The sequence below is a fragment of the Cupriavidus necator N-1 genome (assembly GCF_000219215.1).
Classification (GTDB): Bacteria; Pseudomonadota; Gammaproteobacteria; order Burkholderiales; family Burkholderiaceae; genus Cupriavidus; species Cupriavidus necator.
This window is the reverse complement of the sequence record NC_015727.1, coordinates 176,271-196,553: the sequence shown is the minus strand read 5'-3', so window position 1 is coordinate 196,553 and position 20,283 is coordinate 176,271. Positions and strand designations below refer to the sequence as shown.

The 20,283-nt window shown below is 61.0% G+C and carries 19 protein-coding genes and 4 pseudogenes; 15 read left to right on the top strand and 8 right to left on the bottom strand.

All coding sequences use genetic code 11. The annotated features are described in order from the left end of the window. Positions 1-61 precede the first annotated feature (61 nt). Positions 62-1,117, top strand: a complete 1,056-nt coding sequence (locus CNE_RS31085; protein WP_013958678.1) for a medium chain dehydrogenase/reductase family protein — start codon at positions 62-64, stop codon at positions 1,115-1,117. Between the two features lie 36 nt (positions 1,118-1,153). After that, a complete protein-coding gene (locus tag CNE_RS41215) occupies positions 1,154-1,345 on the top strand; it encodes a hypothetical protein (protein ID WP_148271727.1) in 192 nt (63 codons plus the stop codon). Positions 1,346-2,196: 851 nt separating this feature from the next. On the opposite strand, the gene CNE_RS31080 is transcribed toward CNE_RS41215, so the two are convergent. The 3 genes from CNE_RS31080 to CNE_RS31070 are packed head-to-tail and all read right to left on the bottom strand — an operon-like array spanning position 2,197 to position 4,138. Beyond that, positions 2,197-2,703 carry a TPM domain-containing protein gene (locus CNE_RS31080; protein ID WP_148271725.1) on the bottom strand — a complete coding sequence of 169 codons (507 nt, stop codon included), beginning with the start codon at positions 2,701-2,703 and terminating at the stop codon, positions 2,197-2,199. Then, positions 2,697-3,542 carry a TPM domain-containing protein gene (locus CNE_RS31075; protein WP_013958675.1) on the bottom strand — a complete coding sequence of 282 codons (846 nt, stop codon included), beginning with the start codon at positions 3,540-3,542 and terminating at the stop codon, positions 2,697-2,699. The genes CNE_RS31080 and CNE_RS31075 overlap by 7 nt, the downstream gene beginning before the upstream one ends. Beyond that, the gene (locus tag CNE_RS31070; protein ID WP_013958674.1) at positions 3,539-4,138 is read right to left on the bottom strand and encodes a LemA family protein; all 600 of its coding nucleotides are present in this window, start codon (positions 4,136-4,138) and stop codon (positions 3,539-3,541) included. Before CNE_RS31070 ends, CNE_RS31075 begins: the two co-directional genes overlap by 4 nt. Before the next feature lie 275 nt (positions 4,139-4,413). On the opposite strand from CNE_RS31070, the gene CNE_RS31065 reads away from it, so the two are divergent. The 3 genes and pseudogenes from CNE_RS31065 to CNE_RS42960 all read left to right on the top strand — a co-directional run bounded on the left by CNE_RS31065 (position 4,414) and on the right by CNE_RS42960 (position 6,878). Beyond that, positions 4,414-5,598 carry a methionine adenosyltransferase gene (locus tag CNE_RS31065; protein ID WP_013958673.1) on the top strand — a complete coding sequence of 395 codons (1,185 nt, stop codon included), beginning with the start codon at positions 4,414-4,416 and terminating at the stop codon, positions 5,596-5,598. Between the two features lie 364 nt (positions 5,599-5,962). Then, positions 5,963-6,262 (top strand): annotated as a pseudogene (locus CNE_RS43150) (YHS domain-containing protein); the annotation flags it as partial. A gap of 337 nt (positions 6,263-6,599) precedes the next feature. Beyond that, on the top strand, positions 6,600-6,878 hold the full coding sequence (locus tag CNE_RS42960; RefSeq protein WP_319609742.1) for a hypothetical protein: 279 nt from the start codon (positions 6,600-6,602) through the stop codon (positions 6,876-6,878). A gap of 536 nt (positions 6,879-7,414) precedes the next feature. Here CNE_RS42960 and CNE_RS39655 read toward each other — a convergent pair. Then, on the bottom strand, positions 7,415-7,699 hold the full coding sequence (locus CNE_RS39655) for a transposase (protein WP_013958671.1): 285 nt from the start codon (positions 7,697-7,699) through the stop codon (positions 7,415-7,417). 105 nt (positions 7,700-7,804) lie between these two features. Then, on the bottom strand, positions 7,805-8,671 hold the full coding sequence (locus CNE_RS31055; RefSeq protein ID WP_013958670.1) for a LysR substrate-binding domain-containing protein: 867 nt from the start codon (positions 8,669-8,671) through the stop codon (positions 7,805-7,807). A gap of 125 nt (positions 8,672-8,796) precedes the next feature. Here CNE_RS31055 and CNE_RS31050 point away from each other — a divergent pair, with 125 nt between their 5' ends. The 6 genes and pseudogenes from CNE_RS31050 (at position 8,797) to CNE_RS31025 (ending at position 14,401) form a co-directional block, all read left to right on the top strand. After that, positions 8,797-9,384, top strand: a complete 588-nt coding sequence (locus CNE_RS31050) for a cysteine dioxygenase family protein (RefSeq protein WP_013958669.1) — start codon at positions 8,797-8,799, stop codon at positions 9,382-9,384. Between the two features lie 112 nt (positions 9,385-9,496). Continuing rightward, positions 9,497-11,110: a rhodanese-like domain-containing protein gene (locus CNE_RS31045; protein ID WP_013958668.1), complete on the top strand. Its 1,614-nt coding sequence runs from the start codon at positions 9,497-9,499 to the stop codon at positions 11,108-11,110. A gap of 61 nt (positions 11,111-11,171) precedes the next feature. Next, entirely contained in the window at positions 11,172-12,173 is a 1,002-nt protein-coding gene (locus CNE_RS31040) for a Bug family tripartite tricarboxylate transporter substrate binding protein (RefSeq protein ID WP_013958667.1), read from the top strand. 58 nt (positions 12,174-12,231) lie between these two features. Then, positions 12,232-13,446, top strand: coding sequence for a cystathionine beta-lyase (gene metC, locus CNE_RS31035; RefSeq protein ID WP_041228974.1), 1,215 nt, complete (start codon positions 12,232-12,234; stop codon positions 13,444-13,446). 119 nt (positions 13,447-13,565) lie between these two features. After that, a pseudogene (locus CNE_RS41195) lies at positions 13,566-13,745 on the top strand (molybdopterin-dependent oxidoreductase); the annotation flags it as partial. A gap of 308 nt (positions 13,746-14,053) precedes the next feature. Then, complete coding sequence (locus tag CNE_RS31025; RefSeq protein WP_013958664.1) at positions 14,054-14,401, top strand: helix-turn-helix domain-containing protein; 348 nt, start codon at positions 14,054-14,056, stop codon at positions 14,399-14,401. A 308-nt stretch (positions 14,402-14,709) separates the two neighbouring features. Here CNE_RS31025 and CNE_RS31020 read toward each other — a convergent pair. Then, positions 14,710-15,343: pseudogene (locus CNE_RS31020) on the bottom strand (IS110 family RNA-guided transposase); the annotation flags it as partial. A 197-nt stretch (positions 15,344-15,540) separates the two neighbouring features. Between CNE_RS31020 and CNE_RS31015 the strand changes: the two are divergent. Then, positions 15,541-17,076 carry a cryptochrome/photolyase family protein gene (locus CNE_RS31015; protein WP_013958662.1) on the top strand — a complete coding sequence of 512 codons (1,536 nt, stop codon included), beginning with the start codon at positions 15,541-15,543 and terminating at the stop codon, positions 17,074-17,076. Between the two features lie 114 nt (positions 17,077-17,190). On the opposite strand, the pseudogene tnpB reads toward CNE_RS31015, so the two are convergent. Next, positions 17,191-17,387: pseudogene (gene tnpB / locus CNE_RS41890) on the bottom strand (IS66 family insertion sequence element accessory protein TnpB); the annotation flags it as partial. A gap of 44 nt (positions 17,388-17,431) precedes the next feature. Further along, positions 17,432-17,839: an IS66 family insertion sequence element accessory protein TnpA gene (gene tnpA / locus CNE_RS31010; protein WP_013958661.1), complete on the bottom strand. Its 408-nt coding sequence runs from the start codon at positions 17,837-17,839 to the stop codon at positions 17,432-17,434. 799 nt (positions 17,840-18,638) lie between these two features. Here tnpA and CNE_RS43145 point away from each other — a divergent pair. From CNE_RS43145 to CNE_RS41180, 3 genes are all read left to right on the top strand, one after another. Beyond that, positions 18,639-18,896 carry a protein PemK gene (locus CNE_RS43145; protein ID WP_404997155.1) on the top strand — a complete coding sequence of 86 codons (258 nt, stop codon included), beginning with the start codon at positions 18,639-18,641 and terminating at the stop codon, positions 18,894-18,896. Between the two features lie 321 nt (positions 18,897-19,217). Further along, the gene (locus CNE_RS38735) at positions 19,218-19,823 is read left to right on the top strand and encodes an SMI1/KNR4 family protein (RefSeq protein ID WP_148271723.1); all 606 of its coding nucleotides are present in this window, start codon (positions 19,218-19,220) and stop codon (positions 19,821-19,823) included. A gap of 72 nt (positions 19,824-19,895) precedes the next feature. Beyond that, the gene (locus CNE_RS41180; RefSeq protein ID WP_148271722.1) at positions 19,896-20,210 is read left to right on the top strand and encodes a hypothetical protein; all 315 of its coding nucleotides are present in this window, start codon (positions 19,896-19,898) and stop codon (positions 20,208-20,210) included. Positions 20,211-20,283: the final 73 nt, after the last annotated feature.

The following is a 20,283-nucleotide window of genomic DNA, read 5'->3' as shown; positions in this document are numbered from 1 at the left end:
CGACATAGAGGCCGGCAATCTTCGACGTTGTTTTGGTAGGAGGCAGATATTCTCAGACGCCATGAAGCACACGCGCATCATAGTCACACATTACGGCGGGCCTGATGCACTACAGGTGGTGGAGGAAGAGCGTCCCGAACCCAAGGCCGGCGAAGTACGGGTGAGGGTGCTGGCAGCAGGCGTGGGTCAGCCAGACCTGATGATGCGTGAGGGCTTTCATCCGGAAACGCCGCCGCTCCCGTTCACGCCGGGGTGGGATCTCGTTGGCTTAGTGGATAAGCTCGGCTGTGACGTATCTGGCGTTGAACCAGGCCAGATCGTTGCAGCCCTGCCGATCAACGGCGCGTACGCTGAGTTCGTCTGTCTAGCCCAGCGTGAACTGGTTCCTGTGCCCTCAGGGTTGGACGCGGCCGAGGCTGTCAGCCTTGTACTGAACTACGTCACCGCGTACCAGATGTTACATCGCTGCGCCATAGTCAAGCCGGGCCAGCGCGTGTTGATTCACGGTGCGGCAGGCGGGGTCGGCTCAGCACTAATGCAGCTTGGAAGCCTCGTAGGGCTGGAGATGTACGGTACCTGTTCATCGCAAGATGCGATCGCAGTTTCGGGCTTGGGCGGTATTCCAATTGACTACCAAAAGCTCGATTTCGTCGGGGAGATTCGTCGCCTCACGGGTAAGGGCGTGGACGTGGTCTTCGACGGCATCGGCGGTACCCACATCTGGCGTTCCCGCGACGCTCTCCGTCTTGGCGGGAGGGTAGTAGCCTATGGCCTTACTGCCTCGCTACGTGGGGGGCGCTTAGCATCAGGTCGTCCAGGTCGCCGTAATCGCTTTCAGCGACTCGCAATTTTCGGTTTGTACATTGCTGGCAGCTGGCTTCTCCCGGGCCGGAAGCGGGTGGTCCCCTACAGCATCCAGTGGCTCAAGCGGCTGAAACCGGCATTGTTTCGACAGGACTTGATTGCCCTGTTGGACCTTCTTCAACAGAAAAAGATCAAGCCGCTAATTGCCCGGAAGCTTCCTCTTGTCGAGGCACGACTTGCACACGAGTTGCTCGGCGAGAAAGGCGTGGCTGGGAAAATCGTGCTTGTGGGCAATGAGACCTTGATGCGGTGAAGAACGGGTGAAACAGCCGAGACCCTGCCAGCCGACATGACTGCTGAAAAGCTGCCGTTGGGGCTGCGCGGGGCCGAATGGCATAAGAGGCTCGGACAGCAACCGTCCAGAAGAGCGCAACTCGAATCTCCTTTCGTAAGAAAGGAGATCACCATGGAAACGCTGTATTCCCCTGCTGGCAATCGCGCGCCATGGAACAACGGCAAGATCACCGGTCGTAGGCGTTGAAACCTTTGCGGGTGAGATAGCCATGATGAGCCTCCTGCCTGCGGCGTTGAGAGCGTGTGCAATGTCCCTATTGGTCGAGGAGCACGCCGTCGGTGGCCTCTTTGACGATGCGCGTACTCCGCCGCAAGGCTTCGCGCTAGGTGGGGTTAGGTTCCGGATAGGCCAGTAACTGCGCCCCGCTGCCATTGACCACCATCGGCAGCGACAGACATAACTCTGGACCTGGCCAGGAACATTTCGAGTGGCATGCCGGAGACCGTCGCGCCGGACCAGTCGACACCCGGCGACCCGATCGCTTCTCTCCGAGCGGCTGCGCGTCGTAGCGCCTGCGATTCACGCCTACGTTCTTGGTGGACACGGCGAATCCGCGGTGATCGGGTGCGCCGGTGCTGATGGCGCGCTCGCGCGCGCAGCGCAGGCGGTCAGATATGACCCGGGCGTTGGCGACCGGCCTCCCATCGAGCGGGAGGATGGCAGCGCAGTTCCTGCTGCCTTCGTCACTTCGAGAGTGAGACCATCATGACGGCACTACGTCCGCGCATGCCTCGTAAAACGAGCCAGCATTAGTGTCGCGGCCGTCTAAGACGCAATGCCACCCGGCAAGCCGGCCAACAGAGTCCCCTGCCGTGACTCCGTGAGCCGCATGGCCACGTATCTGGCCATGGACAGCCAAGCTGGCGACGCGCCCCCTTTCCGCAAATTTGCGTTCATGCCAACCACGCTCCAGACCAATCAGGAGGCCAATAGTTAGCGCAACTGCCTGACCCATGGCTTCAGAGAGAATGCAGTCGAGGTCAAGTCCGCTGCGTTTCGCTAAGAGACCGACCTCCCCTATTGGGCAGGCTCCAGAATCACAGAACAACTGGCTTGTTGCTCAATTCATTCTTGCCGCTGTCTCGCACAGGGAAATGCTGTCGCAAGTGCTGGCTGATGGCCAGGATGCCATCGATGAGACCGTGCTGATACTCACCGCGTCGGAAGGTGGCTTCCATTTCCCTACAGATTGCGTCCCAGTCGCTGGCGCCGACCTTCGCATGGATGCCACGGTCGGCAACAATCTCGACGCTCCGGTCTGCCAGCAACAGGTAAATCAGGACGCCATTGTTGTGTTCCGTATCCCAGACACGCATCTGAGAGAAGACCTCGACAGCACGGTCACGCGCCGATTGCCCCGCGAATAGGCTCGCCAAACTCAGCGCACCCTCAACAACAAAGCAGAGTTGTCCGAAATGGCTGGATTCGCTCTTCGCAATGGCTTGTTCGACTTCCCTCAGTACATCCTCTGGGAAGGAACGCCCGACCCGCCAGTGCGTCATCAACAGATGTCTCACGATGCGTTTGACGTTTTCCATCACCATTTACCCGAAGCCCCACCGCCGCCAAAACCGCCACCGCCCCCGCCGAATCCACCCCGTCCGGACCGGCCACCGAAGCCGCCCCGACCGCCAATACCTCTCCAGCCAATGTGTGAGCCGCCGAACAGCGTAAAGAAGAGCGCGATAGCGCCAGCCATAAGCCCGACTGCAAGGGCGCCAGACAAGAGCCAACCGATGAATCCGACCGCACCGCCGGCGGCCACCGCCCCCGGGCCTCGCCCCAAGAAGGACCGCAGCAGTCCGCCTAATACAACCGTGAGCACAAGGATCACCGGCATGAGTTGCCGCACTGGGTCGCGCTCACCTCCTTCACGCCGTGGTGTCGGCAACGGCTCCCCGCTGATAACACCCATGATGCGTTCCACACCGGCTGTCACGCCGCCATAGAAATCACCCTGCTTGAATCGGGGAACGATGTCGTCGCTGATGATGCGCTTGCTCATAGCATCCGTGAGAACGCCCTCAAGGCCATAGCCAACTTCGATTCTGACCGTTCGGTCGTCCTTTGCAATGATGAGCAGCGCCCCGTCATCCGTCCCTTTTCGCCCCAGTTTCCATTTCTCGACGACGCGAATTGAATACTGCTCAATCGCTTCGGGTTGCGTAGTTGGCACCATGAGAACGGCGACCTGGCTCCCTTTCTGCTCTTCGAATGCTTGCAGTTCTTGCTCTAGGGCCGCCTGTTGCGCGCTCGTAAGCGTGGCGGTCAGGTCCGTCACGCGTGCCGTCAGGGAGGGAACGGCAACGTCGGCTGCGGCGCCCAGAGACGCGAACACCAAGAAGACAAGAAACAAGCCTCTTGCGGCCGACAGCCATTTCACTTGGCACCCCCAGGCGCGCTTGCCGGCGCGGCACCGAAGTCCACCAGCGGCGGCTTGGCAATTGTCGCTTCGCTAGCGACGGTGAAGTTGGGCTTCTCCTTGTAACCGAAGACCATTGCCGTCAGGTTTGAGGGAAACGACCGCACGGTGACGTTATAGGCCTGAACTGATTGGATATACCGGTTTCGCGCTACGGTTATCCGATTCTCCGTGCCCTCAAGCTGAGACTGCAGGTCTCTGAATCCCGCATCGGCCTTCAGCTGGGGGTAATTCTCGGAAACCGCCAGCAGCCTCGATAGGGAGCCGGAGAGCGCCTGCTGTGCCGCCTGAAATTGGGCAAAGGCCTGCGGGTTGTTGAGCAGCTCAGGTGTGACCTGGATTGCGCCGACACGCGCCCGCGCCTCGGTCACCTGCGTCAGGACTTCACGCTCATGGCTGGCGTAACCCTTCACGGTGTGGACCAGGCTAGGGACCAAGTCAGCACGGCGTTGGTACTGGTTCACCACTTCCGACCAGCCTGCCTTGACCTGCTCGTCCTGGGTCTGGATCGCGTTGTATCCACAGCCCGTCAGACCAATTGCGAGCCATTGCCGCAAGTGCCACCCATAGCTTGTGCACGAGACACCTCCATCCTTTGGCAATCTTCAAACGCCGGACCACATGAGCCTAATAATGCCCCAGTAGCCCTGACGCGACTAGCCCGCAATCGAAAGTCCAGTTTTCAGCATTTATGCTAGGCAGCGCGAAAGGCCGTTTGCTTGTTTTGCCTCAACAACGCTTGTTGGCCCAGTCGGGAGCCGAATGGTTCGCGACTTGACCCAGCGCCGCTACATAGAATGACTACAGGGCGACGGCGTGAAAGGGGTTCGAGATGTCTATCATGGAGAACATTGCGATTTCTATCTCGCGTTGGTCGTCGTGGCGAGGCGAGCAGACGGAAATGTGCGAGCACAAGGGCATCGGACATCCCGATAGCCTATGCGATGGAGCTGTCGAAGCTGCGGCACGCGCCTTGTGTCACGCCTACCTTGAAGCCTATGGAGCAATCCAGCACTTCAATCTGGACAAGGCCCTACTCATCGGCGGCATAAGCACGCCAAAGTTCGGCGGTGGCAAAGTGCTGCGCCCAACGCGGTTGATACTGTCCGGCCCTGTTACCGAACTTCCATCGGCCAAGGCCGAGCTAGTTGTCGAGCAGGCCATTCGCGAGTACCTGGCAACATCCTTGGGCAGTATTGGCAATGACATCCGCATCGAGCCAATCCTCCGGCCCTCAGCCCCGAACCTCCGGCGAGTGACCAACGCAGCGTCTCTTCCACTATCCAATGACACATCCTTTGGCGTCGGCTATGCGCCACCCTCATCGCTTGAAAGAGCGGTGCTGTTGGTTGCCGACCTTCTACGCTCACGTGCCGCCAGGGGAGTGTTTGAGGCGGCGGGCCTCGATTACAAGGTGATGGGGTGTCGGCTGGGTGAGCATCACCGTCTGACTCTTGCACTGGCGTTTGTCGACCGACGCGTACACGGCGTCGACGAGTACTTCATCCTCAAGGGGCGAATTGGGCAGTATCTGGCCGAGCGCATCGGCACTGAGTGCGAGATTGCAATCAATACCCTCGATAGCCGGGATGCCTGCGACGAAAGTGGGATCTACCTGACGGTCACTGGCTTGAGCGCTGAGCACGGTGATGACGGCCAGGTCGGTCGCGGAAACCGTGTCAATGGCCTGATCACCCCCTATCGGCCAATGTCGCTGGAGGCCGCAGCGGGCAAGAACCCGGCGTCACATGTCGGCAAGCTCTACAACGTGCTTGCCCACCGGTTAGCCACTCATATTCAAGCAAGCGTGGATGGTGCGGATGAAGTCATCGTCCGGCTTCTCTCCGGAATTGGACGCCCCATCGACCAGCCCCAACTGTTTGCCATTGATGTCGTGGCCGAGCGCGGCCTCTCGAGCGCCCAGGCGCAGCAAGTTCGTGAACTCGCGAGACAACAGCTGGCGGAGTTCCCTGCCTTGGTCAATGAGCTGATCCATGGCACGGTAGCGGTCTTCTAGGCCCGCAATACGGGGAGCACAGCAACCTCGGCTCCGGCATCAGCTGTCCCAGCGGCTTCTGCAGTCTTCAAACACGTGCTTCGTGTGGCGTTCGACATTCATTCCCGAACCGGCACCCCACTGCGTCCCTGATCTCCCATGAACGCTTGATTGAAATCAAGAAGCAAATCGACTGGTCGCCCAGAATGAAAATGTAATTATGCGCTGCAGATCCTCCTAATCGCCCCAAGGAGAGGATGGAATGCCGACCAAGTCCACCACCCCTAATGGGAGGAATTACGGCATTACCGACGCCCAGGCAGTTCCAACGGCCGCCGCGGGCCCAGCCGCACCCCAGCAGTTCGTGCGTGACCCAGTTTGTGGCATGGAGATTTCCCCACAGGAGGCCGCTGCCAGCACGGAAGTCGACCAGAAGCGATATTGGTTCTGCTCCCCACACTGTGAGCAGGCTTTCCTCGCCAACCCGGCGAAATATATTCTTCACCCCGTAGATAGGCGTAGCTCGGCTGGGCCTTCTAGCAGTCCTAGCCCACCGGACGTCGCTCCTATCCCTGCGGCGAGGCCCGCGCTTGCTTCCCGCGCCGCTAAGCAACTCGCCAAGGACCCCATCTGCGGAATGATGGTGGACAAGGCTACGGCCCTGTCCGCCGAGCGTGGCAACCGCGTCGCTCGTTTTACTTTGAATCGGAGGCGTCGCGAACGGTTTTTCAGCAACACCCGACGAGATACATACATCGGCATCATCGGCACCACGGCTGCTGCTAGGCGATACCGTCTTCCCTTTAAAGGAGGAAAACATGAACCACGACCACAACGGTCATGAGCGGCCTGGCGACGCGCTGCGCACCGTGGCTAGGTCCAAGCAGCCTTCGAGGAATTCACGGCCGACGCGTAGCCCGACCTAGTTATTATCGAATGGCTTTTTCTCTGCGCCGCATGTGTACTAGCTGCATTGCCTGGCTGAGCACGGTCCCGCTTTCTACCCGACAGGTACCTCGCAAATGAAAAAGACCTTTACTTGTGTCGCTCTGGCAGTTGCTGCCTCGACCGTCCCGCCGCTTGCCAACGCTGCCGATGTCCAGCGCCAAGTCGAAATCGCCGAGCGAGGCAAAAACGTCATGCCGTTCAACCTCAAGGCTACAACCCATATATTTACCAAGACTGCTTTCCCTCCTTCAGGTGTCGCCACTGTTGCCCATGCGGCATCACAGAACCTCAACACGCCTCCGCTCTTTGCGGGCTGTCGTCATGCGGTCGGTCGGCGGAGCAAGATTGCATAGGCAGTCGGATTGGCTAACCAACTGGCTCGCCTGCGGTTGGCTCCGTCGCTACGGATGGTGCGTCGTGCTACTTGGCTGCCCGCCAGCATGTAGTCAACGGCGGCTTTCACCTCCTCATCGGAGGCGCTTCAGCCACCCCTGGGGTAGCCTCATACCGAGACCGCCCAGCGCATGCGCATACAACGTTGCCAGGCCCAGCTTAATGCGGGGGCCCATGAGGCCTCGTCGCGAAATCTCGGTGCAGTCATTATTTGTTGGAGGCCGATATACCCGGTCATTCATGTATTGCCGCTGCTTTAGCTGCTCCGGTGCTGCATCGCGGATATCGATGAGAACTACCGTTTTTCGGACTTCAACAGATCCGACAGCTCATTGGACTCCTCGGGGATCGTCTCAGGTCGAAATTTGATGCGCTGGCGGTGGTGCCCAACGTGTCAACCAAGTCTGATTGCGGCATAGCACGGGCCGGAAGCGAGGCCAATGCGTCGGGTGAGTTCCCAAACACTTACTGACCCGTGCACTAAATAGTGCGTAAATCAGGCTGCGTAGCAAACATGCTTTTCCTGAAAAAGGTTACGGATGACATGAGGTTGCTTCTGCAGGCGATGCAGATGGCGACGCACGCTATCGATCATTTCCGCCTTGCTGGTCGGCCGGCCCTTGCCCATCGCGTCGGTTTTCACATCCTGATTGAGCAACTCATCGGGGTTCAGCTCGGGACAGTATCCGGGCAGCCATATCAGGCGCAGCCGCTCAGCATTTTCCGCGACGAATTGCCCAACTGACGGACCTGAAGCCGTGGTATGCAGCGAAGCCGTCATTCCGCGGCAAATATTGATACGCGATCTTCTTAGTTTGCAGCGCCTGCTACGCGGCCTACGATTCTGGCTTCCCTGCTTTCAGAACGCCGAAATCGCGGGTAGCCGTCACGCGCTGACCAGCCCGCGCTGCAGGGCGGTTTTGAGCATTGAGAAGACATGCCGTGCAACAGGATTGACCGCATTGGGACGCGCCCAAAGGTAGTAGGTGACATCGGGCAACCGCGGCAAGCCATCGTTCTCGCCCAGGATACGCATGTCCGCCGTCAGCAGGTCGATGCTGCGCGCCGTAATGCCCAATCCACCGCGCAGGGCCGCCTTGATGCCGATCAGGCTCGGTGCCAGATAAGCGATACGCCAGGGTACACCAGCATGCGTCAACGCCTCGAGCGACAGCTTGCGGAACAGGCTCGGCTCATCGGCCAGGATCAGCGGTACCGGCGTGCCGTGCTCGTAGACAAAATCCGCCGAACACACCCAGATCGTAGGCGTGGTGCGCAGCACAATGCCTTCGAGCGTATTGTCCTCGCGCGTGGAAACGGTCAGGTCAATTTCGCCGCGCCGCAGCGATTCCATCAGGAATGGGCTTCTGCCGACATGGATCTCCAGCCGCAGCGCCGGCGACGACCGAGCAATATGCGACAGCAGCACCGGAAGGATGGTATCCGCCACATCATGCGGCGCGCCAATGCGCAGCGAGCCGGTCAGGTCTCCCTCGCGCAGCATTCGGAGCGTCTCGTCGTTGATGGTCAGCAGCTGCCGCGCGTATTCCAGCAGCTTCTTGCCATGCCGCGTCATCTGCTTGCCACGGCCCTGGCGCTCGAACAGCGTCAGCCCAAGCTGTTCTTCCAACCGCTGCATCTGCTGGGTGACGGCCGATTGCGTGCGTTGCACGGCTTCGGCGGCGGCGCCAAAGGTCTCATTGTCGGCAATGGCCACCAGTGTGCGAAGCAGGTCCAGATCGAGGTTACGCATTCATTAGTCCTGCTAATGGGTTTTCGTCGCGCATTAAGTGGTTTTCAGAGCTGATGTTCATTACAGTGAAACACGAAAGACCGTTCTACCCCTCAAAAACAGAGATTACAAGGATCGATTGCATCATGTCCATCACACAACAGCGCCAGGCAGCCGTCGGAGAGACCATCGAATCCATTAAGAATATCGTAGATAAAGGCGCCGTCACGCGCGCCAGCTTGGCCGATGTCCTGTCCCATGTGGAAGAACTGGCCGCCCGCACCGAACTGTGGGGCGAGACCGACTTCCCGCCGCCCGAGCCCGGTGAACGCCAGGCGCGTTACCTGATCGCCGAGGATCCTGACCAGACCTATGCGCTGTACCTGAACGTAATGCGTCCGGGCAAGCGCATCCCGCCGCACAACCACACCACCTGGGCCTGCGTAGCCGGTGTCAGCGGCATCGAGTTCAACGATGTCTACACCCGCACCGACGATGGCAGCCAGGCCGGCGTGGGCACGCTCGAATACTCGCATACCGTGGAAGTCGGCCCGCGCTGCGGCATCGCGCTGCTGCCTGACGATATCCATTCCGTGGAAATCCAAGGGGAAGACGTCATCCGCCATCTGCATATGTATGGTCGGGCGCTGGAAACGCTGACCGAACGGCTAACGTTCGACCTCGAGACCGGCCGCTGCCAGATCATGAACGTGGGCGTACAGACCCGCCGCTAAAAGAAAGCCTGAACGGGGGCCTGAGCCATACCGTCAGGCCGCCCACTCCTGAGATCCGACCCGACGAATTTCCTCTCCGCGGAGAGGGCGGCCACCCTTTGCCCAAAATTTCATGAGCCAAGCTTCCTATACCGCTGCCGACGCCGTCACCCTGAAGGGCTGGCTGCACGATGCCGACGAGATCGCCCTGTTCGATGTGCGCGAACACGGCCAGTATGGCGAGGGCCATCCCTTCTATGCCGTGCCGCTGCCCTACAGCCGGCTCGAACTCGACATCGGCCGCCTGGCACCGCGTACCGATGCGCGCATGGTGCTGGCCGATGACGGCGACGGCGTGGCGCAGGCCGCAGCCGCCGCGCTGGCACGCCTTGGCTATACGAACCTGTTTGTCCTCGATGGCGGCATGCCGGCCTGGCAGGCCGCCGGCTACGCGCTGTTTGCCGGCGTCAACGTGCCGTCGAAGACCTTCGGCGAACTGGCTGAGCACCACTACCGCACCCCGCGCGTCACCGCGCAGGAACTGGCAGCCATGCAGGCCGGTGCCAATGCACCGGTGGTGCTCGATGGCCGCCCGACCGGCGAATTCCGCAAGATGAACATCCCGGGCGCGATCAGCTGTCCCAACGGCGAACTCGCCTATCGCCTGCGCGACCTGGTGCCCGACAGCACCACGCCGATCGTGATCAACTGTGCGGGCCGTACGCGCAGCATCATCGGTGCGCAGTCGCTGATCAATTTTGGCGTGAGCAACCCGGTCTATGCGCTCGAAAACGGTACGCAAGGCTGGTACCTGAACGATTTCACGCTCGAACACGGCGGTACCGCACGCTATCCGGAGAACGCGTCGCCACGCGAACTCGATGCCGCGCGCAACGCCGCGCAGGCGCTGGCCGCCCGCTTCGATGTGCCGCGCATCGCCGCCGCGCAGGCCATTGCATGGCTGGCCGACAGGTCGCGCACTACATTCCTGTGCGACGTGCGCACCCCCGAGGAATACGCCACACAGACGCTGCCCGGCGCGCAACACACCCCTGGCGGCCAGCTTATGCAGGCTACCGATCAATATGTCGGCGTGCGCCGCGCCAGGCTGGTGCTGTTCGATGCCGAAGGGGTGCGCGCCATCGTAGTGGCCAGCTGGCTGCGCCAGATGGGCCATGACGCTGTGGTACTCGATGGCGGACTGCAGGCAGGACTCGCGGCCGGAGTCAAGGCTGCGCACGGACCCGCATATCAGGTGACCACGCCGGCCATCATCAATGTCGCCCAGTTGGCCGCCGGAATGGCCACGCAATCGATGCTAGCGCTGGACCTGCGCGGCAGCATGACGTACCGCGCCGGCCAAATCGCCGGCAGCTACTGGTCTACGCGTGCGCGATTGGCACAAGACCTGCGCGGCGTGCCGCACGACACCACGCTGGTGCTGATCGGCGATGCCGACGGCGATGATCCCGCTGACCTGGCCTTCGCTGACCTGCACACGCTCGGCTATCGCGATGTACGCCGGCTGCACGGCGGCTTCGGCGCATGGCGGGATGCCGGCCATGCCGTGAGCCGGGGCGCCCAGACGCTCCCCGATGCGCGCTGCATCGACTACCTGTTCTTCGTGCACGACCGCCACGACGGCAACAAGGCCGCAGCCCGCCAATACCTGGCCTGGGAAACGGGGCTGATCGGCCAGCTCGATGCGCAGGAATTGGCCACCTTCCGTTTCAAGCCTCTCGACTGATTCCCACCCGAACCTGCAAGTCCGCCACGACAAACCTGCCAAAAGAGAACGAGGTCGCCCCATGTCACGCCCGATGTCATCACGCTTTCCGCAGCTTCTGGTTGCAGCACTCACCTTCACCATGTTCGGCGCCGCCACGGCGCAGCCGCTGGCGCCGGTCAACGATTATCCGTCGCAGTCGCTACGCATCGTGTCGCCGTTTCCCGCCGGCGGCGGCAATGATGCCGTGACGCGCGTGGTGGCCACGCGGCTGTCACAGGTGCTAGGCCAGAGCGCGGTGACGGACAACCGCGGCGGCGCCGGCGGCAATATCGGCACGCGCTATGTGGCGGAGTCGAAGCCCGATGGCTATACGGTGCTGACGTCGCAGGTATCGATCATGGCCGTAAACCCGACGCTCTATCGCGCGCCGGGCTTCGACCCGATCAAGCAGTTCATTCCGGTCACGCAGATCAACGCTGCGCCGCTGGCTATCGTCGTCTCCAGCAACGCCCCCTGGAAGTCGTTCGAGGAACTGGCAGCACAGGCCAAGGCGCAGCCGCAGAAGATCACCTTTGCCACGCCCGGCAACGGCACGCTGTCGCACCTTGTGGGCGCGGTGCTTGACAAGGACAGCAAGGTCTCGCTGCAGCATGTGCCATACAAAGGTGCCGGGCCGGCCATCAACGACCTGCTCGGCGGACAGGTAGATGTGCTGATCACGTCCACCTCGTCGGTGGCCGGTTTCATCCAGACTGGCCGCATGCGGGCATTAGCCGTCACCAGCCCGCGTCGTCTCGGGGTATTCACTAAGGTGCCGACCCTTGAAGAACTGGGCTATCGCAATGCACGCTTTGAGGACTGGTACGGCTTCTTCGTGCCGGCCGGCACGCCGCCCGAGCGCGTGGCGCTGCTGAATCGTGCCATCGTGCAGGTGCTGCAGATGCCCGACGTGGTGAAGACCATCCGCGACAGCGGCAGCGACGTCATAGCCAACAGCTCCGAAGCATTCGCCGTACAGCTCAATCAGGACATCTCCCGCTGGTCGCAGATCGTCAAGCTGTCCGGCGCTCATGTCGACTAACGGAAGGCACGAACCTTGCGACGTCTCCCACAATCGTGAGCCACCCCACAGGCCAACCATGACGAAAGCGCTCCCAACACGCCTTGCCCATGCCGGGCGCATATCCGCTGTGTCCGGCGGCCAACCGGTCAACCCAGCCGTGGTGCGTGCGAGCACCGTGCTGTTCGAATCCGTTGCCCAGCAGCGAGAGATGCGCGCGCGTCGCGATACCGAGCGCCTGTTCACCTACGGTGCGCGCGGTAACCCCACCAACTTCGCGCTCGAAGACATGGTGACGATGCTTGAAGGCGGCTATCGCACACGCCTGTTCCCGTCGGGGCTGGCTGCGGCGGCGATGACGATCCTAGCCTATGTACGCCCCGGCGAGCATGTGCTGCTACCCGACTGCGTCTATGAGCCAGTGCGCAACCTGGCCAACGGCTTCCTGCGCCAGCACAGCATCGCTGCCGACTTCTATGCGGCGGACGGCTCCGACCTCGATGCGAAGCTGCGCCCGGAAACGCGGCTGGTCTATGCGGAAGCCCCCGGCTCGTTGGTCTATGAAATGTGCGACCTGCCCGCGCTGGCGGAACGTGCACATGCAAACGGCGCACTGGTCGCCGCCGACAACACCTGGGGATCGGGTCTGCTGTATCGCCCGCTGGAACTCGGCGCCGATATCTCCCTGATGGCCGCCACCAAGTACCTGTGTGGCCATTCCGACGTGATGATGGGCACGGTCTGCACCACCGAGGCCGCCTGGCAACCACTGGCGACGATGTCCGACTCCTTCGGCATGGCCGTGAGCCCCGACGATTCCTATCTGGTCCAACGCGGGATCCGCTCCCTGGGCGCGCGTCTCGCGCAACATCAGGAAAGCGCATTGGCGGTGGCGCAATGGCTGCTCGATCGCCCCGAAGTCGCACAGGTCTTCTGCCCTGCCCTGCCGCACGATCCCAATCACACGCTGTGGCAACGCCACTGCCATGGCACCAATGGCCTGCTCTCTTTCACCTTGCATTCGCAGGCGCCGGTGGCGCCCGAACGCTTTGTCGACAGCCTGCAGCTGTTCGGCATCGGTGCCTCATGGGGCGGCTTCGAAAGCCTGGCGGTACTCGCCGACATGCGCCGCGCGCGCAGCATCAGCGACTGGTCATCGCACGGCACCGTGATTCGGCTGCATATCGGCCTGGAGGCCGTGTCCGATCTAATGTCCGACCTCGATCAGGCATTCGCCGCCATCGCTCACATTGAATCGACTGAACAGGAGTCCTCCCATGCCCATCATCGGTGACTGGTTGCGCCAGCAATCCGGCCCCGCCCGCACCAGCGGCCAGCTGCCTGTCGGCTCGATGGCCTCGGGCGTGAGCGTCACGCTGCCCTATGTGGCGATGCGTGGCGCGCAACCGGCGCGAGGCCTGGGCACGACCGCAAACGGTGATTGTGCAGGACATCTGTTGGACGGCCACGGCACGCCATGCCGATATCGTGCTGCCAGTGACCACAGCATTGGAGCGCAACGATATTGGCGGTTCTTCGCGCAACCGCCATGTGCTGGCAATGCACCAGGCCATCGCGCCGCTGCATCGGGCACCCGCGGCCACCAGCCTGCGGCGCGTCAGGCGGCGCGGCCGGATCACCGCCGATGAAGGCGGCCTGTTCATTCCGGCCACGCGTGCCGGGGATCTGGTGCATGAGGGTGCGTCGATCGGGGACACGCTCAAGCTCGATGCCTCGCTCACGGCCGTCAAGCCGTTCACGCACGACGGCATCCCAATCGGCCTGCGCAGCGATCCGGTCGTCCACACCGGCGAACGGCTGGCCTTCGTGGAAACTCAACTCGTAAAGCACTTCATACAGAAAAGATGATGCTCAACCATATCGGTTGATATGGAGATAGCATGGGCAGAACGGAGATAGACCGACTGGTTGTTGTGGTGGGGCACGCGATTGCCAGGCACCGCATAGCAGCCAACCTCACTCAGGAACAGGTGGCGGAACGGTTGGGGATTGGCAACGAGGCGGTCTCCCGAATGGAGCGTGGCGTCGTCATGCCCACGATCGCGCGCCTGGCCGAGTTGGCTGACATCTTCCAGTGCGACACCTCGGAACTGCTGACCGAGGCCAGCACCCGCTCCAGCGATCAGGCCAACCATCTCGCCCGGCTACTGACGAAGGTCAGCAGCCCGGACCGCGCCATGATCGTGGCCATGGTCGAGACCCTGACCGCGCGACTAGCTCGTCGCTGATCCGCTCCACTTCCGTTACCCTCAGTACCCCTCCGGTAAGAGCAGGGTCGTGACCGAGCGATCTGCCGGGGCGCGTTCATATAAGTTGGGGAGGCCTCCAAGGGAGCGGGCGCTAGAGCATCCGGGCACCGCGCCGGCGCCCAGCGATTGATGGTTGCAGGCGAAGCTTGGCGATTAATTGCATTTCAATTTCGGCGTAACGGCTTGGCCTGGAACGGGGGCGCCGCCACTGGCGGAAGAGCGCAACCACGGCGACCGCCAGGAAATCCCGTCCGTCGCGCCCATCGATGGCCTCCGACCTCTTCGCCGCTCAATTCGTTATCCCGATGCCATGCCTCGACCTGCGCGCCAATTTCGTCGACCTGACGCTCCAGCATCCTTCAGATGCTCCAGCAGCCGCTGGATGAGCAGACGGAACGAGCCTGGCAACTCATTGGTCGCATCCTCGATCAGCTCCGGCACCTGCCTGGCAATACTCCCGATACCCTGGGGAACTACCAATCCAAACTCGGCCAGCAAACCACGAATCTGGTTGGCCTGCGAGGTGTGCGCCTTCACGAAGCCCTGACGCGCACGATGCAGCGCCGACACCGCCTGCTGCTCAACGTACTTGATCGGCACAAACCTCATGTTCGGCCGTGCTACCGCTTCGCAGATTGCCTCGGCATCGGCCGCATCGTTCTTGTTCGTCTTGACATACGGCTTGACGAACTGCGGCGCCATCAGCCGCACCGTGTGACCGAAGCTCTGCAGCTTTCGAGCCCAGTGGTGCGCGCTGCCACACGCCTCCATCCCAATCACACCCGGCGGCAGAGTCGCAAAGAACTCGGCCACCTGGGCACGCTTGAGCTGCTTTCTCAACGTCGCTTTGCCCAGCTCATTCACACCGTGGATCTGAAACACATTCTTCGCCAAGTCGATGCCAATCGTCGTGACCTGCATGAGGGATGCTCCTGTTTGAGAAATTGCCACGCTCACCAGTTTGGCACTCATGTACCTTCACGGGGAGGGGGCGTCCATCCCATTAACGCCCCGATGAAGATATGGAACGTATGATGTCAAAAACAGCCAAGATGCGGCGCAGGCGATACCCGCAAATGGGGCTGTGCCACAACGTTCCATGGGACTAAATTACAGCAATGCCGAGACCCCTTTCTCCTGCCTCTGAAACAGCCGGCACCGGACGCATGCCCTACCGGATCGACCGGGAGTTCGCGCGTGGCCTAGTCTGGTTCCGGCGCGACCTGCGCGCCGACGACCATGCAGCGCTGCACTATGCCCTCAAGCACTGCCGCCAAGTGTGGTGCGTGTTTGTCTTCGATCGCGAAATCCTTGACCCGCTGATTGCCCGCGGACGCAAGGTCGATCGGCGTGTAGAGTTCATCCTGAGGTCGTTAGAGCCGTTACGCAGGACGCTGACCGATGCGGGCGGTGGCCTGATCGTGCTTGACGATACCGCGCGCGATGCCATTCCTAGGCTGGCGGCCGAACTCGATGCAGAAGCCGTCTTCACGAACCACGACTACGAACCTGCGGCGAAGCGGCGTGACACGGCCGTAAGTCAGGCACTGGCTTCCGACTTCCGGGTGCTGTTCACATTCAAGGACCAGGTTATCTTCGAGGCTGACGACCTCATGACCGGCCAGGGCCAGCCGTTCAGCGTCTTCACGCCGTACAAGAATGCGTGGTTACGCGGAGTGCAGCCGTTCGACCTTCGACCGTATCCAGTCGACAAGTATCTGGGCGCGCTGGCACCGGTGCCCCGCCAGTATCAAAAGGTTTCGCCAATGCTGGACGATCTCGGCTTCGCTGTCAGCAATCTTGTCGAGATTGCGATGCCCACTGGCAGTGATGGCGCCCGTGCACTATTCGACGAATTCATCGACCGCATCGGCGACTATGGCAACCGGCGAGATTTTCCCTCGCTGCGCGGCCCGAGCTACCTGTCGGTACACCTGCGCTTCGGCACGATCTCGATCCGCACGCTGGCGCGAGCCGCGCTCGACGCCGTACTGCGCGGCGGCAGCAAAAGCGCCGGCGCGGCCGTCTGGCTGTCCGAACTGATCTGGCGCGACTTCTATTTCATGATCCTCCACCACCATCCCCGCGTGGCCGACGGAAAGTCTTTCCGCCCCGAATACGATGCGCTGCGCTGGGTCGACTCTGTCACGGGCGACAGATATTTTCAGGCATGGTGCGACGCGCAGACCGGCTATCCGCTGGTCGATGCCGCGATGCTGCAGATCCACCAGAGCGGCTACATGCATAATCGTCTACGGATGGTGACTGCAAGCTTTCTCGTCAAGGACCTCGGCGTCGACTGGCGACGCGGCGAGCAATATTTCGCCGACCAGCTCAATGATTTCGATTTCTCGGCAAACAACGGCGGGTGGCAGTGGGCTGCATCAACGGGCTGCGATGCACAGCCGTACTTCCGTATCTTCAATCCGGTCATGCAATCGGAGAAATTTGATCCGCAGGGGCGATTTATCCGCAAGTACTTGCCGGTGCTGGCACAGATGCCGGACAAGTACATTCATGCGCCATGGACGGCGCCGGTGAATGTGCTGGCTACAGCGGGGGTGAAGCTTGGGGAGAACTATCCACCCCCGATCGTGCAGCACGACGTTGCGCGGAAAGAGACCCTTGAAAGGTATGCGGCGATAAAGAAATAGATGCGCACCGAGTTCTAGATCGGCGAACTTCAGCGCGCTCGTCGGGTGGCGCCGCTGCGCCGGAATCTCGATGCCTTCGAGCCAGGCGTTCAGTTCGGCCGGCGAGAAGCCGCCCTGGGCCAACGCCGCCAGCGAGGGAAAGCGGCGGCGCTCGAGTCGCTCGTACCACAGCACGAAGCCGGTACGGTCCCAGTAGAGGATCTTGACCTTCGAGCGGTCGCGGCCACGAAGACGAACAGGTGACCCGACAACGGGTTCTGTCCTAGCAGCGGCTGCACCAGATATGACAGAGCGTCGATGGACTTGCGCATGTCGACCGTATCGCGGCAGATGAAGGCTCGCACATCGCCGGTGATCAGCACCGTCCGCCTCCCAGTTGCCCGAGCACAAAGCGTACGATGCGCTCGGCATGCGCGCCGGTGAGTTCGATGCGCGCGCCGGCCAGTGCGATCACTACATGGTCACGCCCCCTCGATGGCGCGATGTCGGCCACCGCTTGCACGGCGGGTGCTGTGCCCGTGGCCGCCGCGATGAACGCGGTGTCGGCGGTCACCGTCAGAGGCATCACAGCCGGCTGGTCGTGGTCCACGCGCTTGCGCCACAGGCCAGAGGTGCTGACCGCCAGGCCATGCTGCCGGCAGAAAGCGCGGATGCCCAGCCCGCTATTGTTCCACTGCGCCACCATCTCCCGCCAGAAGGCTTGATCATGCCGGTAATACCTCGTCCCTTCGTGTCCACTACTGCCGTCTCGATGCTCGGCCATCGCTTCACTCCTCATACCGTGAAGCCGCTACCTTCTCATCGCTGCTCCTGCCTCACCAGATGGGTTCCGCTGACGCTTACGATCGCGCGGGAGAGGCATGCGGCGCGCTGTCGCTGGCTCTGCACGGTGCTCTATCTGGGCGGGCTGCGGCCTTTGGATTCACCGGCACAGCCATGGGCGCATTCCTCGGCCAGCGCAACGCCCAGGGCGTCAAGCAGGACGGCCGGCCCAGCGACAACTATCTTGGCCGGTTGGCCGGGATGGTTGTCCGAAAGCTTTAGTTCATGGTTGTCGGCGGCGCTGACCGAACCTTAAGTCAGCATGACTTTCGTCGAGGCAATGGCTGGCCTGCCAAGCGTATCAACGTTAAGGCACACAATCATGCTAGGCAGAACATCCACGCTTTGCCGGTCGACAATGTTTGGACAATCGGTAACCGTACAAGTATTGCTTACCGCTTGAACAATTGAGACGGACCAAGACGGCAGGCGGACCCCTATCAGGTCACTCTGCGATCGCAATGATCTGGTTTAGTTGCTCACAAGCCGCAGCAAATACCTCCAAGGGAGCCTGTCTCCAGGTCTCACGGCCACCTTGCGGATTGCAGTCGATCCAGATGATGTCACGTCGCTCAGGCACCCATAGCTTGCCCGCCATTAGATAGCCTCCGCGCCGATGCGTTGCGTGACCATGGATTCGCCGCCGTGCTTGATTGGGTCAAACTGAAGGATATGCATCCGATGCTGGTCCTGTCCCGCGGCCGTTCAATGAACGGACCAGCATCGTGATTGGCTTGCCGATGACTACCGCAGCCTACAACGAGACCAATCCGTTTGCGATCAAGTTTCAAGGACCGAAGGAAAAGGTCAGCTACGTTCTGGCTCATCAACCCAAGTCGTTTGACTGGCGTGCCCGGAATGCAAAGGCTCACAGCCAGACGCCCCGGCGCTCCGCGCGTGCTTGTTGTTGGCGATCAATATTTCTGCTAGCGACGCCCCTATGTGCGCTAACAGGCCAATCGCAGGCCGCTGCGTCCGGGCCACAGGAGCGCAATTGATCGATCAGCCGCGTCGCTCGCAAGGGCCGAAACGCTGCGGTGGCCGCAGACCTCAGCACTTGCACGTGGCGATTCCCCTTGGCCAGCTGCTGGCAGCATGTCCGACCTACCTTCACAAGACAGCGGGCTTCCGGCAGAATCATCTGTAATAGGCACCGCTTTTGGCGTCCAATTTAATGCTGGATAAAATCCAGCAAATTGGGCGGAGCTATAGATGCGTCAACGAGTTAGGGTCTCCCGGCCTCCCCGTGTGCGACATGGGTGGTGATAAACGGCACTTCGGTGCCCATTACAATACGTTAGAGCACAGGAGGCCGCCACGTGCACCAAACTTGGCTACAGATTCGCTCACTGCTGGAGACTCGAAGCTGTCTCTCGTTGTTTGACCTGAACCCACCCGCATCTGCTGACGCTATCCGCTCCCTTGAGCGACACATCAGACTATCATTACCGCAATCGTTCAAGGAGTTGCTCGCTTTGCATAACGGGCAAGGTCCGGGCCGGAAGTGTGGCTTGTTCTTCGGAGACGAGTTCCTGTCAATCACCGAGATTCAAACCCAGTGGGACAACTGGAAATCTCTCGAGGACGAGAATCTGAACGAAGAGTTGGCGTCCTCCATGTCATCGCAACCACCCGGGGTAGTCAAGCCGCATTACCTCAACTCAAGGTGGGTTCCCTTCACGCACGATGGGGGAGGCAACCACAGCGCCCTGGACTTTGACCCTGATTCAGAAGGTCACATTGGGCAGGTCATCGCCTTTGGGCGCGACGAAGATGAGAAGAAGCTGCTTGGCAGTTCCTTCGAAGACTTTCTCAGTCAGTTTCAGCGGCGCCTTCTCTCTGTTCGCTGGAGCTTGGTGGAAGGCTACTGGAAATTTGAAGAACCTCAATACCGCTGCCACTACCATGCGTGGCCTGTGCTCTAACCCGTATCGAGCGGACAGCCACATGCGTCTTCGCCCGCTTGCGTCTGCCGCTCATATCGAACGTTAGAGATCATGAAGAGCATCGTCCTACTCATCGCATTGTTAGTTGGGCCAATAACAGCTATGGCTGAATCTGTCCTTGAAACATATCCCATTCTGACAATTCCTCGATCCGATAACTCTGATGTCTTGCTTCGGTATAAACTCACCGCTCGCGAAAAGACTCTGTTCAAAGAGATCGATTCGGAAACCGCAAAGCTCTCCCCGACTGCGGAATTGTCCGAATACCATGACGTCGCAATTAGGGTGAGCAGAAAATATGGTCTTAGCACAGACCAGAGCGTCGCATTCTTCACGCGGACAACATTCAGTGAGTTTGAGCAATGATCTCTTACAATTCACTGCGGGGACGACTGCCCTGACGGGCCGTGCCTGAGCTCAAACGTTTATGCGCGAAGGC

What these genes read in the sequence shown, in the direction of transcription:
- CNE_RS31040 (WP_013958667.1), top strand. Translation starts at nt 11,172, where the DNA reads ATGTCACGCCCGATGTCATCACGCTTTCCGCAGCTTCTGGTTGCAGCA.
- CNE_RS41180 (WP_148271722.1), top strand. Translation starts at nt 19,896, where the DNA reads ATGAAGAGCATCGTCCTACTCATCGCATTGTTAGTTGGGCCAATAACA.
- tnpA (WP_013958661.1), bottom strand. Translation starts at nt 17,839, where the DNA reads ATGGCCGAGCATCGAGACGGCAGTAGTGGACACGAAGGGACGAGGTAT.
- CNE_RS39655 (WP_013958671.1), bottom strand. Translation starts at nt 7,699, where the DNA reads ATGACGGCTTCGCTGCATACCACGGCTTCAGGTCCGTCAGTTGGGCAA.
- CNE_RS31085 (WP_013958678.1), top strand. Translation starts at nt 62, where the DNA reads ATGAAGCACACGCGCATCATAGTCACACATTACGGCGGGCCTGATGCA.
- CNE_RS41215 (WP_148271727.1), top strand. Translation starts at nt 1,154, where the DNA reads ATGACTGCTGAAAAGCTGCCGTTGGGGCTGCGCGGGGCCGAATGGCAT.
- CNE_RS31055 (WP_013958670.1), bottom strand. Translation starts at nt 8,671, where the DNA reads ATGCGTAACCTCGATCTGGACCTGCTTCGCACACTGGTGGCCATTGCC.
- CNE_RS31025 (WP_013958664.1), top strand. Translation starts at nt 14,054, where the DNA reads ATGGGCAGAACGGAGATAGACCGACTGGTTGTTGTGGTGGGGCACGCG.
- CNE_RS31015 (WP_013958662.1), top strand. Translation starts at nt 15,541, where the DNA reads ATGCCGAGACCCCTTTCTCCTGCCTCTGAAACAGCCGGCACCGGACGC.
- CNE_RS43145 (WP_404997155.1), top strand. Translation starts at nt 18,639, where the DNA reads ATGACTACCGCAGCCTACAACGAGACCAATCCGTTTGCGATCAAGTTT.
- metC (WP_041228974.1), top strand. Translation starts at nt 12,232, where the DNA reads ATGACGAAAGCGCTCCCAACACGCCTTGCCCATGCCGGGCGCATATCC.
- CNE_RS31050 (WP_013958669.1), top strand. Translation starts at nt 8,797, where the DNA reads ATGTCCATCACACAACAGCGCCAGGCAGCCGTCGGAGAGACCATCGAA.
- CNE_RS31045 (WP_013958668.1), top strand. Translation starts at nt 9,497, where the DNA reads ATGAGCCAAGCTTCCTATACCGCTGCCGACGCCGTCACCCTGAAGGGC.
- CNE_RS31080 (WP_148271725.1), bottom strand. Translation starts at nt 2,703, where the DNA reads ATGGTGATGGAAAACGTCAAACGCATCGTGAGACATCTGTTGATGACG.
- CNE_RS31065 (WP_013958673.1), top strand. Translation starts at nt 4,414, where the DNA reads ATGTCTATCATGGAGAACATTGCGATTTCTATCTCGCGTTGGTCGTCG.
- CNE_RS42960 (WP_319609742.1), top strand. Translation starts at nt 6,600, where the DNA reads ATGAAAAAGACCTTTACTTGTGTCGCTCTGGCAGTTGCTGCCTCGACC.